Annotated in this window: 12 protein-coding genes and 1 pseudogene; 11 read left to right on the top strand and 2 right to left on the bottom strand. The window is 34.5% G+C overall.

What is annotated here, in order from left to right:
- Positions 1-167 precede the first annotated feature (167 nt).
- Positions 168-878 (top strand): alpha/beta hydrolase, encoded by a 711-nt coding sequence (locus MHH59_RS15615; protein WP_002185483.1) that lies wholly within the window; start codon positions 168-170, stop codon positions 876-878.
- A 115-nt stretch (positions 879-993) separates the two neighbouring features.
- On the opposite strand, the gene MHH59_RS15610 is transcribed toward MHH59_RS15615, so the two are convergent.
- The gene (locus MHH59_RS15610; protein WP_002168073.1) at positions 994-1,359 is read right to left on the bottom strand and encodes a YxeA family protein; all 366 of its coding nucleotides are present in this window, start codon (positions 1,357-1,359) and stop codon (positions 994-996) included.
- A 201-nt stretch (positions 1,360-1,560) separates the two neighbouring features.
- Between MHH59_RS15610 and MHH59_RS15605 the strand changes: the two genes are divergently transcribed.
- The 3 genes from MHH59_RS15605 to ppsA all read left to right on the top strand — a co-directional run bounded on the left by MHH59_RS15605 (position 1,561) and on the right by ppsA (position 5,901).
- The gene (locus tag MHH59_RS15605) at positions 1,561-2,826 is read left to right on the top strand and encodes a Y-family DNA polymerase (RefSeq protein ID WP_340851719.1); all 1,266 of its coding nucleotides are present in this window, start codon (positions 1,561-1,563) and stop codon (positions 2,824-2,826) included.
- Positions 2,823-3,164 carry a YolD-like family protein gene (locus tag MHH59_RS15600; RefSeq protein WP_002165494.1) on the top strand — a complete coding sequence of 114 codons (342 nt, stop codon included), beginning with the start codon at positions 2,823-2,825 and terminating at the stop codon, positions 3,162-3,164. Before MHH59_RS15605 ends, MHH59_RS15600 begins: the two co-directional genes overlap by 4 nt.
- A 130-nt stretch (positions 3,165-3,294) precedes the next feature.
- Positions 3,295-5,901 (top strand): phosphoenolpyruvate synthase, encoded by a 2,607-nt coding sequence (ppsA, locus tag MHH59_RS15595; RefSeq protein WP_340851717.1) that lies wholly within the window; start codon positions 3,295-3,297, stop codon positions 5,899-5,901.
- Positions 5,902-5,956: 55 nt separating this feature from the next.
- Here the strand turns inward: ppsA and MHH59_RS15590 are convergent, their stop codons facing one another.
- Complete coding sequence (locus tag MHH59_RS15590; RefSeq protein WP_016127224.1) at positions 5,957-6,574, bottom strand: TetR/AcrR family transcriptional regulator; 618 nt, start codon at positions 6,572-6,574, stop codon at positions 5,957-5,959.
- Between the two features lie 170 nt (positions 6,575-6,744).
- On the opposite strand from MHH59_RS15590, the gene MHH59_RS15585 reads away from it, so the two are divergent.
- From MHH59_RS15585 to MHH59_RS15555, 7 genes and pseudogenes are all read left to right on the top strand, one after another.
- Complete coding sequence (locus MHH59_RS15585) at positions 6,745-7,926, top strand: YhgE/Pip domain-containing protein (protein ID WP_016127223.1); 1,182 nt, start codon at positions 6,745-6,747, stop codon at positions 7,924-7,926.
- Positions 7,927-8,350: 424 nt separating this feature from the next.
- On the top strand, positions 8,351-9,049 hold the full coding sequence (locus MHH59_RS15580; RefSeq protein ID WP_002013637.1) for a response regulator transcription factor: 699 nt from the start codon (positions 8,351-8,353) through the stop codon (positions 9,047-9,049).
- On the top strand, positions 9,042-10,136 hold the full coding sequence (locus MHH59_RS15575) for a HAMP domain-containing sensor histidine kinase (protein ID WP_103458754.1): 1,095 nt from the start codon (positions 9,042-9,044) through the stop codon (positions 10,134-10,136). Before MHH59_RS15580 ends, MHH59_RS15575 begins: the two co-directional genes overlap by 8 nt.
- A gap of 225 nt (positions 10,137-10,361) precedes the next feature.
- Positions 10,362-11,389, top strand: a pseudogene (locus MHH59_RS15570) (efflux RND transporter periplasmic adaptor subunit).
- Positions 11,386-12,060, top strand: coding sequence for an ABC transporter ATP-binding protein (locus tag MHH59_RS15565; RefSeq protein ID WP_103458756.1), 675 nt, complete (start codon positions 11,386-11,388; stop codon positions 12,058-12,060). The pseudogene MHH59_RS15570 and the gene MHH59_RS15565 overlap by 4 nt, the downstream one beginning before the upstream one ends.
- 2 nt (positions 12,061-12,062) lie before the next feature.
- On the top strand, positions 12,063-13,247 hold the full coding sequence (locus MHH59_RS15560) for an ABC transporter permease (protein WP_340851714.1): 1,185 nt from the start codon (positions 12,063-12,065) through the stop codon (positions 13,245-13,247).
- Between the two features lie 133 nt (positions 13,248-13,380).
- Positions 13,381-14,748 (top strand): ABC transporter permease, encoded by a 1,368-nt coding sequence (locus MHH59_RS15555; protein WP_340851713.1) that lies wholly within the window; start codon positions 13,381-13,383, stop codon positions 14,746-14,748.
- Positions 14,749-14,851: the final 103 nt, after the last annotated feature.

Genomic DNA, 14,851 nt, shown 5'->3' with positions numbered 1-14,851 from the left:
CTTTGTGTATGAAGCCTGTGTTTTAGGATGAATATATTGAACTCATTTTAAAACGGCATTTGAGGGCTCGTATTATTTTTTCTAAATTTATTAGTTAAGATTATTCGACAATTATATAAATAATCATTTAAAGTATAAAATATACACATCTTAGGGAGGGCATATATGTGAAGAAGTGGATGAAAATTGTTCTTTACTCTTTACTAGGTATTTTACTTATAGGAAGTATTACGTTTTTGACTTGGTCTCAGTTTACTTATAAACCAACGAAAGAGGCTTTGTCGTTAGTAGATGATAAAAAAGATGAAGGTAATATAGTATTTGGAGAGAAAGATGCTAAAATAGGGGTTATTTTTTATCAAGGAGCTAAAGTAGAAGCTGAGGCTTATAGTTACTTAGGAAAAGCTCTTGCAAAAGAGGGGCATGTTGTAGTAATGCCTAAGTTACCATTAAATTTAGCGATACTTGGAATCAATGCAGTAGACAGTGTAATTGAACAGTATCCTGAAGTTCAAAAATGGTATGTTGCGGGGCATTCAATGGGAGGAGCTATGATTTCTAAGTATGCCTTTCAACATGAAGACAAGGTAGACGGGATCATTTTCTTAGGTTCGTATCCTGCAGATGATTTCTCTACTAAATCGATTCCAATGTTATCAATTTATGGGGAAGTAGATGCTTTAGCAACTGTAGAAAAAATAGAGAGCAATAAAAAGTTAATGTCAAAGAATACAGCTATGCACATGATAAAAGGCGGAAACCATGCTCATTTTGGCATGTATGGTGAGCAAAAAGGTGATAATGCGAGCTTAATTACGTCAAAAGCACAACGAGATGAAACAGTGAAAGTAATTGAAGAATGGTTATTAAAACAATGATAGCGAATGTAATAAATTTACCGAAAGGATTCTCCCATCTCAAGCATGTGTAGGAAGATAGCCTAACGGTAGGTGGGAGAGATAATAAAGAGCCAACTCGTACGAATTGGCTCTTTTATTTATTTGCTATCTCCAATTGGCCCCTTATTTTCTCCGGAATGTCCTTTTCAGAAATAATGTCGTAGGAATAGACATACTTACCTTTCACATGAATTTTTAAGTAAGTTTTTCTTATAAAATCATTAGGAGTGTTCGTTCCTACTTTATATTCCTTCTCATTCCTTAATTCATCAACACCTTTTAGCGAGTACATAGCTCTTCCTTTATGATGGTAATCTGGAACGCCATATTCCTCCGTAATAGCGTATACATTTTTTTCTTCAGCAATCGGATTAAATCTGTCTAAATCTCCGCGTAATATGAAAGGTAGTAAGTATATAGGGAGGCCTATTCCTATTATGTAAAGTACAAATTTCTTCATGATTGTTTCTCCTTTTACGTATTTACGTTTTTCAGTATAGAAAAAACTTCTTATGAATATAGCGGGGAATTTCTTAAGTTTTTCTTAAAAAAATTTTTAAAGTAAGGTTATTTTAACCAAAATTTTCATGAAAATACCTTCAAAAAGAACGTTAGTTCGTATATAATAAGAACAGACGTTCTTTTGTTAGGAGTGATAACCTTGTATGATTATTCTCTTTTACCAAATCGCATTATTCTTTGTGTAGATCTTCGTAGCTTTTATGCGAGCGTATCATGTATTAAAAAAGGACTTGATCCACGTTATACAAAATTGGCTGTCGTAGGAGATGTAAACCGCAGTGGATCAATTGTATTGGCAGCAACACCGCCATTAAAAGCGTTAGGAATAAAGAAGATGGCTCGTTTGTACGAAATACCGAAGCGGCAAGATATTATTATTGTGAATCCAGTTATGCATACGTATGTGAAATGTTCAAATTACATAACGGGCTTAGCTTTACAGTATGTTGCGCCGGAAGATTTTCATCAATATAGTATCGATGAGTTTTTTATGGATATGACTGCAAGTATTCATTTATTTGCGAGTAATCCGTGCGAATTCGCATTAAAGTTCAAGAGAGAAATATATGAACGTACACGGATCGAAAGTACGATTGGTATTGGTCCGAATTTATTATTGAGTAAAGTAGCGATGGATGTTGAGGCGAAAAAGAATAAAGATGGAATAGTACAGTGGACGTATGACGATATACCCGAGAAGTTATGGAGTATTAGACCACTCAGTAAATTTTGGGGTATATCGTATAAAACTGAAATGAAATTGAATCGAAAAGGTATACATATAATTGGAGAATTAGCTCAGTATCCTTTGAAATATTTAAAGCAATCTTTCGGTGTAATAGGGGAAGAATTACATCTACATAGTAACGGGATTGATTTTAGCAGAATAGCAGAGAAATACGTTCCAGCGACAACATCTATAGCGAAAAGCCAAATATTATTACGGGATTATTCGATAGAAGAGTTCATAGTTATTTTATTAGAGCATATAGAAGAAGTTTGTTATAGGTTGAGAAGGGAAAAGAAATACGCGCAAACGATACATTTTTCAGTCGGGTATAGCAAGGAATACGGAGGAGGAATAAAAAAAGCATATACGTTAAACAGAGCAACAAATTTAACGATGGATATTTACAACGTTTGTACATATTTTTTATACGAACGGCATACAGGAGAGCCGATTCGCTCGATAAGTCTTTCCTTAACAAATTTAATACATGAAGGAGAAGAGCAAATTTCGCTTTTCGATAACATTATACAAAGAGAAAAAGAAATGAGATTAACGAAGGTTATGGACGAAATTCGAACACGATTTGGTAAGAACAGTATTTTACGTGGGGTTTCTTACACAAGCGTCGCAACAGCAAGATATAGAAACACATTACTAGGAGGGCACAAATCGTGAAGAATGCTAATATGCCAAAAGGAAGAGGAATGGTAAAGTGGCAACCGTTTGCTAGTATGCCAGAACAGTTCGTCTGTATTAAAGAAATGATACAGGAGCAAACAAAAGTCCCGCGTCCAATTTTAACGCAAGATGCAAAAGAAAGGATTGAAAATAAGCTGTTAATTTCATATTTAGGTGAAGAAGAGGTTTTACTTACATATTATAAAGAGGGCTATCTATATAAAAATTACATAACAGTAGCTGATATAAATCCATTAAATAAGACGATTACTTGTACCGATGCTTTTCATAATCAAAGGATGTTTAAGTTTGTTGATGTAATTGAAGTGAATTAGAGGGGGAGAAATAAAAAATCATCTCTTCCTAACTTAATTATATCATGTAAATCAAGTTCGAAATAGACTGTTTATTCTCATTTACTACTGCTACAATCAAGAACACACACATAGTAAGGAGAGATGTTACATGAGTTCTTTCGTTCTCGATTTTCAGGAAATAGAAAAAACGCAGCTTTCGCTCGTTGGCGGAAAAGGATTGAATTTAGGGGCATTATCAAACATTCAAGGTATACAAGTGACAGAAGGTTTTTGTGTTACAACGGTAGGGTATGAAAAGGCCATCGAGCAAAATGACGAGCTTCAAACTTTGTTGCAGCAGCTAACAAAGTTGAAAATGGAAGAGCGATCCCAAATCGGTGGAATTAGTAAGAAGATTAGAGAAGTCATTATGGCAGTAGAAATCCCTTCTGAAGTAGTGGAAGCGGTAGCTCATTATCTCTTACGTTTTGGAAATGAACATGCGTATGCCGTGCGTTCTAGTGCTACGGCTGAAGATTTACCGTATGCCTCATTTGCTGGTCAACAAGATACGTATTTAAATATTATCGGAGAAGAAGTGATTTTGCAGCATGTAAGAAAGTGCTGGGCTTCTTTATTTACAGAGCGAGCAGTTATGTACCGCATGCAAAATGATTTTGAACATAATCAAGTTTCTATATGTGTTGTCGTTCAAAAAATGGTTTTCCCTGAGGCTTCGGGCATTTTATTTACTGCTGATCCGGTTACTTCTAACCGAAAGGTAGTATCAATCGATGCCAGTTTTGGACTTGGTGAGGCATTAGTATCAGGACTGGTCTCTGCCGATAATTATAAAGTAAAAGAAGGCGAAATTACCGGAAAGATGATAGCAACTAAAAAATTAGCTATTTATGCTTTAAAAGATGGCGGAACGGAGACGAAACAGATTGATCCGGCTCAGCAAAAGCTTCAAACATTGTCTGAACCACAAATATTACAACTAGCACAGATTGGAAGACAGATTGAAGCTTATTTTGGTTGTCCGCAAGATATTGAATGGTGTTTAGTGGATGATACATTTTATATTGTCCAAAGTCGCCCAATCACGACTTTATATCCAATACCAGAAGTAAATGATGGGGAAAATCATGTGTATGTATCAGTTGGTCACCAGCAAATGATGACCGACCCCTTGAAGCCATTAGGAATGTCTTTATTCCAGTTAACATCTTTTGGACAGAGGTTTCAAGCTGGAGGAAGGTTGTTTGTTGATGTTGCACAAAGATTGGCTTCGCCTACTAGTAGAGAACTTTTATTAAATATGATAGGGAATTCGGAACCGCTTATTAAAGATGCATTAACAACTGTAGTCGAGCGAGATGATTTTATTACATTGTTACCAGATGATGAAAAAGAAAAGAGTGTTGGTAAAAGTGGACCACCTGCAAGTTCACAACCAAAAATCGAAAACAATCGATCAATCGTTACGGATTTAATAAAGATGAATCAAGCATCAATCGAAGAGTTAAAACGAAACATGCAAACGAAATCAGGGGTGGATGTACTTGATTTTATTTTGGAAGATATGCAGCAATTAAAGAAAATATTATTTCATCCGCAAAGTATGGCTGTCATTATGGCAGGTATGGATGCTTCAACATGGATCAATGAAAAAATGGAGCAATGGCTAGGCGAAAAGAATGCAGCAGACACACTTTCTCAATCAGTACAAAACAATATTACGTCTGAAATGGGGCTAGCATTACTCGATGTTGCTGATGTGATTCGGCCATATCCAGAAGTTATTGCGTATTTACAACATGTAGAAAATGATAACTTTTTAGATGAATTCGTTCAATTTAAAGGCGGAGAAAAAGCTAGAGATGCCATTCTAACTTTTCTAAATAAATACGGAATGAGATGCAGCGGAGAAATCGACATTACGAAAACGCGCTGGAGTGAAAAGCCAACAACCATTATCCCGATGATTTTAAATAATATAAGAGATTTTGAAGATGGTGCTAGTAAACGGAAATTTGAAGAAGGACTGCAGGAAGCTTTGAAAAAAGAAGAAGAGTTAGTAGATCGATTGCAGCATTTGCCGGATGGTAAACAAAAAGTAGAAGAGACGAAGCGAATGATTCGTAACATCCGGAATTTTATCGGTTATCGTGAATATCCAAAATACGGTATGATTAATCGCTATTTCATATATAAGCAGGCAATATTGAAAGAAGCCGAGCAACTCGTGCAAAATAAAGTTATTGATGAAGTAGAAGATATATACTATCTAACTTTTGAAGAACTTCACGAAGTTGTCCTTACGAATAAACTAGATTACGAGCTTATTCATAAACAAAAAAATGATTACAAATTATATGAAAAACTAACGCCTCCACGTGTAATGACGTCTGATGGAGAAATCATTACTGGGAAGTACAAACGAGAAAATCTCCCGGCTGAAGCAATCGTAGGTCTGCCTGTTTCTTCAGGAGTGATTGAGGGGAGAGCACGCGTTATTTTAAATATGGAAGATGCGAATTTAGAAGATGGAGATATATTAGTTACTGCCTTTACTGATCCTGGCTGGACACCATTGTTTGTGTCTATAAAAGGGTTAGTCACTGAAGTTGGCGGACTGATGACACACGGAGCAGTTATTGCACGTGAATATGGATTACCAGCAGTCGTCGGGGTAGAGAATGCTACGAAATTAATAAAAGACGGACAACGAATTCGGGTACATGGAACAGAAGGCTATATTGAAGTGTTGTAATGAAATAAAAGATCATCCGCTATTATAGTGGATGATCTTTTATTATATAGCGGACTTATTTCTTTAAACCAGCCGCATAAAAAGGTCCATGGACTGCGATTGTTGATAAAATACGAGCAATCTCCTCAGGTGTTTCTTTTTGTCCGTTATTTAACCATTGTTGAATGACACCTATATGAGCAGATGCCATATAAGAAGCTAAGTATTGGCTTGGGACAAGTAAATTCTCCTTATTAATGAGAGGACCATTCGTATCTTCAAATAGTGTTTTCCACATAAAGTCTTTCAGTTTCGTTTGGAAAGATAAATCTCCTTTTGGGCTTAGTACAGCTTTCATAAAATCACTATTTTCATTTAGAAATTCAAGAATAGAAGCGATAAGTATAAATGGCATTGTTGGGGAAGGGCTTGATCCAAGATCAGCAATAACTTCCGGTAATCTCTGTTTAGCAATGCTAGAAAATTCATGCATAATTTCTTCTTGGCATTTTGTCATTAAATCAAATTTATCTTGGTAATGTGTATAAAATGTACCACGATTTATGTTTGCTTTCGTAGTAATATCTTTCACTGTTATGGCGTCAAAACCTTTTTCCTCAATTAATTCCACTAATGCATTTCGTATGGCAGTTTTCGTACGAATAACACGTAAATCTAAATTACTATCGCGCAAAGTATGTCCCCCCTTAATTTTAGCCAACACATTTCAAGGATGTGTCTTATAACCGACACATTCACGATTTTTGATTATTGTATAAGGTTCAACTCGAACATATAATTCAAATATAAATAAACAACACGTTGTTGGTTATTATAAATCAAATTAAAGGAGGAGAAAAGAAAATGTTTAAAAACAAACTTTTATTGTTATCTCCAGTTATTGCACTACTTGTTGTTTTTATTTTTTCATTAACATTATTTCCAACCGTTCAACCTAAGCCGAAAAACTTACCAATCGCAATTGTAAATGAGGATCAAGGAGTAGAAATTCCGAATCAACCGAAGATGAATATGGGGCAAACGATTGTTGATAATATGAAAAAGACATCAAAATCAGAGGAAGAACCTGCGGTAAAGTGGGTAGAAGTGCAAAATAAAGAAGCAGTTCAAAAAGGCTTAAATAATCAAGAATATTATGCAGCATTGGTTATTCCGAAAGACTTTAGCACAAAACAAGCATCATTACGAACACCACAGCCATCTTCGCCAGAGGTAGAAATATTCATCAATCAAGGAATGAATACAGCAGCATCAACTATGGCAGGACAAATGTTAAATGCGATCGTTGATAATATGAACAATACTGTTCGTACACAACTATTAGAAGGATTGAAAGCAAAAGGAGCTACATTAACAGCAGACCAAGTTTCAAATGTAGTAACACCTATTACGAAGAAAGTGACAAATGTGAATGAAATCGGCAAAAATAGTGCGAACGGTAACTCGCCAATGTCTTTATTCCAGCCGTTATGGATTGCAAGTTTAGCGAGCGCAGCAATTATCTTTATTGCGATAAGTAAAACGCAAGTGGGTACAAGAAAAGAGAACTTCGTATTGAAACTAAAACAAATAGTAACAGGAGCAATTGCTACACTTGTAATTGGATTTGGTCTTACATGGATTGCGGATGGAATGGTAGGATTAAATATCCCGAATTTCACGGATACGGCTTTGTTCTTATCCATTACTTCTTTTTGTTTCTTCTTAATGATTTCTGCGGTGCTTTCATTAGTTGGACTAAAGGGTATAGGTATATTCGCTCTATTACTTTTCTTTGGGGCACCGCTATTAGCATTAGCGCCTGAAATGATGTCACCATTTTATCAAGATTGGGTGTACGCATGGTTGCCAATGCGATTTATGATTGAAGGGCTTAGAGAAATATTCTTCTTTGGAAAAGGATTAGCTTGGAATACTCCTCTTACTGTACTCGTTTGGATTGGTGTAGTAAGCGTGGTTATTATACTTGGAACAGCTTTCAAACGTAGTGTAGTAAAGGAGCAAAAAACTGAAGTGAATGCATAAAAATAAGTAAAGGAAAAACCGTTTCACTAGTAGTGGAGCGGTTTTTATGTTGAAATACAAGTAAGGGTACAAAATATATTGATATAATGAAAGGAAGTTAGTTATTTGTGAAACTAACTGTCACTTAGCTAGGCTTGATATGAAGGGATCCTACTGTAAAATCTGTTGTACTATATAATTATTATCTCTGATATACTTTAGTTTTGTTAGTTTTTCTACATTTTCTACCATAAAATGTGAAATCGTAGAGGGTGTTGCAAAGTTAACAAAACATAAACATGCAAAAAAAATGCAGAAGAAATATAGTACTCGAAGTTATCTCTAAAAAGTAAGAATCTCATAATAATGTTCTTTTAAGATGATATAAACAAAATAGACTAGTTTAAAATTGGACGTATGAAAAAGGAATGAGGGGAACAGCAAAATGAAGCAGATTTCAATTTTAATAGCGGATGATGAGGTGGAAATTGCTGAATTAATTGGGATACATTTAGAGAAAGAAGGTTATCATGTTGTGAAAGCTACTGATGGAGAAGAAGCTGTTCTTATTATTCAATCGCAACCAATTGATTTAGTTATTTTAGATATTATGATGCCAAAAATGGATGGTTATGAAGTAACGCGACAAATTCGTGTGAAGTATAATATGCCAATCATTTTTCTAAGCGCGAAAACATCTGATTTTGATAAGGTGACAGGTCTTGTACTAGGTGCGGATGATTATATGACAAAGCCTTTTGCCCCAATTGAATTAGTTGCACGTGTAAATGCACAACTACGTCGATTTCTTACGTTAAATCAACCGAAAGTAGAGGAGAACAAATCCGTTTTAGAAGTAGGCGGAGTGGTTATTAATCTTGAGCAACGAAAGCTAAATGTATACGGAGAACAAATTGAATTAACCCCAAAAGAGTTTGATATTTTATATTTATTAGTGAGCCATCCGAAAAAAGTGTACAGTGTGGAAAATATCCTTCAGCAAGTGTGGGCGGATGATTATTATGATGGGGGAAGTACAGTTGCGGTACATATTCGTACTTTACGAAAAAAAATTGGGGAGGATACAAGAAAGAATAAGTTAATAAAAACGGTATGGGGGGTAGGGTATACTTTCAATGGCTAACATGATGAGAAGTTTTCGTTTTAAAATGATTGCTTTGTTTGCGCTAAGCATGGTGTTAGCAGCTGGCGGAACATATATAATCTATAAAGTATTACAGCTTTATTATAGAACGATGGTACATTACGAAGATTACTTAGCCCAATTTAGACCAATCGTAGATATTAAATTCTTTTTAATGTGTTTTATCCCACTATCTGTTGTATTCTATTTCTTTTTAACAAAACCATACTTAAAATATTTTAATGAAATTTCTAACGGTATTCACCATCTTGCTAACGGTGATTTTACAAAGAAAGTTCATATTACTTCAAATGATGAATTTGGCGAGATTGCGCGTGAAATTAATATAGCGAGTGAAAAATTAAAAGAGGCGGTTGAGAGAGGTGATTTTGCAGAAAGTAGTAAAGATCAGCTCATTGTTAACTTAGCACATGATTTAAGAACGCCTTTAACATCAGTTTTAGGTTATTTAGATTTAATTCTTAAAGATGAAAATTTGTCAAAGGAGCAGATTAAACGTTTTTCTATGATTGCATTTGCGAAATCGCAGCGACTTGAAAGTTTAATTGATGAGTTATTTGAAATTACGCGAATGAATTATGGCGTGCTAAAGTTAGATAAAAAAACAATTAATATAAGTGAGTTGCTTATACAGTTAGATGAGGAATTGTATCCATTATTGGAGAAACATCATTTAGAAGCTAGGTTGAATGTTAATCCTCATTTATATATTTACGGTGACGGGAATTTGTTAGCTCGAGTATTTGAAAATCTTGTAACAAATGCAGTTAGATACGGAGATAATGGACAATTTGTTGATATGAATGGATATATTGATAATGGAGAGGTTATCGTACAAATTATTAATTACGGAGATAGCATTCCAGAAGAAGATTTGCCTTATCTTTTTGACATGCTTTATACAGGTGATAAAGCAAGAACAGGGCAGCAGGGCGGTACGGGCCTTGGGTTATTTATTGCTAAAAATATTGTTGAACAGCATAATGGGACGATTTCAGCAGAAAGTAATATAATTAGAACAATATTTGAAGTAAGATTGCCAAAAGAAGAGAGTTCAAGAATTTAATAAAAATTTAATGTTTACCCCGCTTTTTATTTAACTAGTTTTTTCTATCCTATACGTATGTTAGGTCAAGGAGGAACTGGTAATGAAAAAGTGGGGCTTTTTATATTGTACATAGTATGTACGGGGCTTTATATATCAAAAACTATTAAAGAAGAGGACATACAGTTTCTAAAAATAAAACACATGAAAAAGTGAGGATATTATGAAGAAAGCAAAAAACTAGTCATCGTTGGTGTAATTACAATTGGTTTAGGGGTCGGGTCTTATATGACATTTGCAGGAGAATCTGAACCAGTTAAAACTTATAAAATATATGAAGTGACAGAAAAACAAATAGAGAATGAGCAAAAATTAGGTGGCGAAGTTATCCCAAATGGTATAGAAGCAAATTCATTCGATCCAACAAAAGGTACGAATGAATTAGCTGTTAAAAAAGGTGATGAAGTAAAAAAGGACAGCTTCTTTTTAAATATAATGACCCTATTACTAAACAAGGTGTAACATTGCATCAGAAACAAATGGATGCAGCGAAGCAGAAACTAAAAAAAGATAAAAACGCTGGTCTTCCTGAGGAAGCGTTAAAAGCATCAGAAATCGAAGTGCAACAATTAGAATTGCAACTTGAAATGAAAAAGTTTGAAGTAGAAAAAGCTGATGAAATAATTAAATCAGCAAAAGAGAAAGTGAACACACTTTCTGTAACGAGCCCGGCTGATGGTGTAATTGATGACATTGTCAAAAATAATGATGCTGGTATGAGCGGAATTACGCTTCGTCACGCTGGTCCATTTAAAGTAAAAGGCCAACTGTCTGAATATGAGCTTGCGAGTGTGAAGATTGGGCAAGAAGTAACAGTTTCATCAAAAACTGTATCTAGTAAGACGTGAACAGGAAAAGTTACAGAAATCGGATCCACACCATTAAAAAATATGGATGAAAACAAAACAGTTTCCAGCTATCCATTCACTGTTACATTGAACGATAGTGAAGGATTACAAAACGGTTTCCACGTAAACGTGACAAACAAAACAGGTGAAGCAACAGGTACAATCGTTCCGAAAAGCAGTATGGTGAAAAAAGGTGACAAAGATGTTGTCTTCGTTGTAAAAGATGGAAAAGTGAAAGAACAAGTGGTTACGGTTGAATTTGAAACGAATCATGAAGCAAAAGTTTCTGGAGTGAAAAAAGGTGTACAAATTATCTCTGAACCTATGAAAAATGTAAAAGATGGTATGGAGGTTAACACAAAATGATTCATTTAAAAGGCATCACGAAATCTTTTCAAAACGGTACAGAGTCCGTCCAAATATTACATGGAATCGATATAATACTGAACCAGGGGGAATTCACTTCCATTATGGGACCATCTGGTTCTGGTAAGTCAACCTTAATGAACATTATCGGTTGTTTAGATAAACCAACGGCAGGTACGTATGAGCTAGCTGGTCAAAATATTTCAACCATGTCTGAAACAGAACTTGCACACGTTCGTAATAAAGAAATCGGCTTTGTATTTCAAAATTTCATGTTACTACCAAGGCTTACAGCACTTCAAAATGTAGAATTACCTCTTATTTATGCAGGAGTTGATAAAAAAGAAAGACGTGAGCGTTCGTTAGCTGCTTTAACGAAAGTTGGGTTAGCTGACCGTGCTACCCATCTTCCAAGTGAGCTATCAGGTGGTCAAAAACAGCGTGTTGCTGTAGCGCGTGCGATTGTAAATAATCCGAAATTTATTTTAGCCGATGAACCAACTGGTGCACTTGATACGAAAATGAGTGAACAAATTATGGAGCTCTTTTACGAATTAAATAAACAAGGTTCAACGATTATTATGATTACTCACGATCGTGAAATCGGAGAAGCAGCAGTACGTCAAATTGTAATTCGTGACGGCAATATCGTACAAGATTGGAGAGAATAAATTTGAATACGAATGAAAATATACGCATGGCCATATCTTCTATTTTTGCGCATAAAATGCGATCTATATTAACAATGCTAGGCATTATTATTGGAATCAGTGCAATTATTACAATTATTTCAATGGGAGATGGACAGACTGCAAAGATGCAAAAGGAACTTGCAGAGAATCAGCATATGGATGAACTTAAAATAGAATACTTCAACCCGGATTCTCCGACAGAAAAAGAAAAAATTACACCACATATGGTAAAGCAATTGCAAGTGATACGAGGTGTAAAAGATGTGTATCCCAATGTGCATATGGACGTAAAAGTATATACGGGATCAAAAAATGTTTCCTTTAGTTTAAATGGGGGAACAGGAAACTTTATGCAGGACTCTAAAATGAAAATGGTACATGGGCGAGAGTTAACACCGGATGAACTAAAAAAGCCAATTCCTGTTGTAATTGTAGCTGAAGATTTATTTAAAACACTATTTGATAATTGGAAAGATGATTTGTATATAGATATAAAAGGAAAACCATATAAGGTTGTTGGGGTGTACAAATATGAAGACGGTTTTCAACGTCAATTTAAATTGTATGAAGGATATACATCTATCGACAATGCACCTTTAATTGCAGGGATTGAGGAATACGATACAGTGAAAATTAAGTTAACTTCTCCAAGTGAGCGAGAGGCTGTAGAAAAACAAGCTATATCTGTATTGGATGAATTGAAATCCCCAGAATTTGAGCATTCTTTTACAGTCGAGGATACGAAAGCATATGGTCAAAAAATAGAAGAGTCAACACGAACGATGAAAATAGTATTTGCTAGTATTGCTGGAATTTCCTTAATCGTAGGTGGTATTGGTGTGATGAATATCATGCTTGTATCCGTTACAGAGCGTACACGTGAAATAGGTATTCGAAAAGCGCTCGGTGCAACGAGAGGAAAAATATTAACACAATTTCTCATCGAAGCATGTATTTTAACGTCATTAGGCGGGGCGGTTGGTTTTGGATTAGGTATGTTTTTTGCTTGGATCGCTTCGTCAATAGGTGAATGGCCACTAGTTATTTCTGTAAGTCTTGGATTACTCTCAGTTGGAATATCGATGTCAATTGGTATTGTCTTTGGCATACTGCCGGCTAATAAAGCGGCTAAATTGGATCCGATTGAGTGTCTGCGGTATGAATAAGTGAAAAGGGTAATTTTTTTGAAAACAAATCATTGATGTAATGTCTTCCATTTCTGGAGGGATGGCTGGTGACCTTATCTAGCATTGCCCTTTGTAATATTTTGCATCAATCATTTCCTGGAGGTTAAGATAAATGAATTTATTTAATATAGTTCAACGTAACATACGGCGTAATTTTAAAGAGTATATACTCTATTTTGTATCGTTAGCTTCAAGTATGCTTATCTATTTTATATTTGCATCACTTCGATATAGTAATCAAATAAAAAAAGAAATGGTTAATAATGTGATGATTAATAGTGTTCTTCAATCTTCAAAAGTGATTCTCATTATTTTTATAGCTATATTTATTATTTATTCTACTAATTTTTTTATAAGGAAACGAAAAAAAGAGGTAGGATTATATTCTTTACTAGGAATAACTAAAAAACAAATTGGTACGATGTTATTTTGTGAGACTATGATAATGGGAGGCGTTGCTTTAGTAGTTGGCATACTGATTGGCAGTATGAGTTTTAAGTTATTTTTAGAACTGCTAATGAGTTTAATGAAATTAAATGTACCTATTCATTTCGAGTTATCTATAAAAGCGATAATAGACACGTTCATCGTCTTTTTATCTATTTTATTATATACAGCATGGAAAAACTCTCGCATTATTTATAAATTTCCATTGATTGAAATGTTTCAAGCTAATCATCAAGGAGAACGGATGCCAAAAGGTTCTGTACCTAGGGCGTATATAGGTCTTATTTTAATGGGATTAGGATATATACTAGCAGGCTTCTTCCGTGAAGTAGTAAATATTGTGCGGAATCCCATTGATCCTATGAACCCTATTATAAATCCTATAATGATTCCAGTTTTTATTTTGTTTTTAGTTGTTTTTGGGACATATTTTCTATTCACTTCTTATACAGTTATTGTTTTAAAGAAAATTAGAAGTAAAAGAGAAATATTTTATAGCGGTATAAATATAATAAACATTTCGCAATTACTATACCGAGTAAAAGGAAACGCTAAGTTACTTGCAATAATTGCTATATTAAGCGCTACAGCTTTAACTGCAATTAGTACAGTCGCAGCAGGGTATTATGTAGGGCAATCTGAAACAAATGGAGATTTTATGCAACTGTATGGAGTTGCGTTATTTATTGGAAGTTTTTTAGGGGTTATATTTGTATTGGCGACAGGTTCAATTATATATTATAAACAATTATCTGAAGCGTATGCTAATCAGAGATATTATGAAACTCTTCGTAAAATAGGTGTTACGAAAAAAGAGGTAAGAAAGTCAATTTCGAAGCAAGTTAGCTTTAGTTTTATTTCACCTCTAATAGTCGGACTTGTTCATAGCTTATTTGCGATACCAATAATAAACAACATGCCTATATATAACATCATTATTCCTATTTTAATTAGTAGTGGTGCATATTGTATAATTTATGTTGGATATTATGTGTTAACTATTTATTCGTATTTTAAAATTGTGTATAAATAAAATGGAATGATACGTGTAATAGATAAAAAACGGTTCACTAATAGTGAACCGTTTTTTTTTGTGAACTCATTATTACTCTATAAGAAAATAAAGCAGTGATAGA

Origin of the sequence: Bacillus sp. FSL E2-0195, from assembly GCF_038003645.1 — a bacterium.
Lineage (GTDB): Bacteria > Bacillota > Bacilli > Bacillales > Bacillaceae_G > Bacillus_A > Bacillus_A mycoides.
Note: the sequence above shows the minus strand (reverse complement) of the source record. Positions and strands in the feature narration are given on the sequence as shown.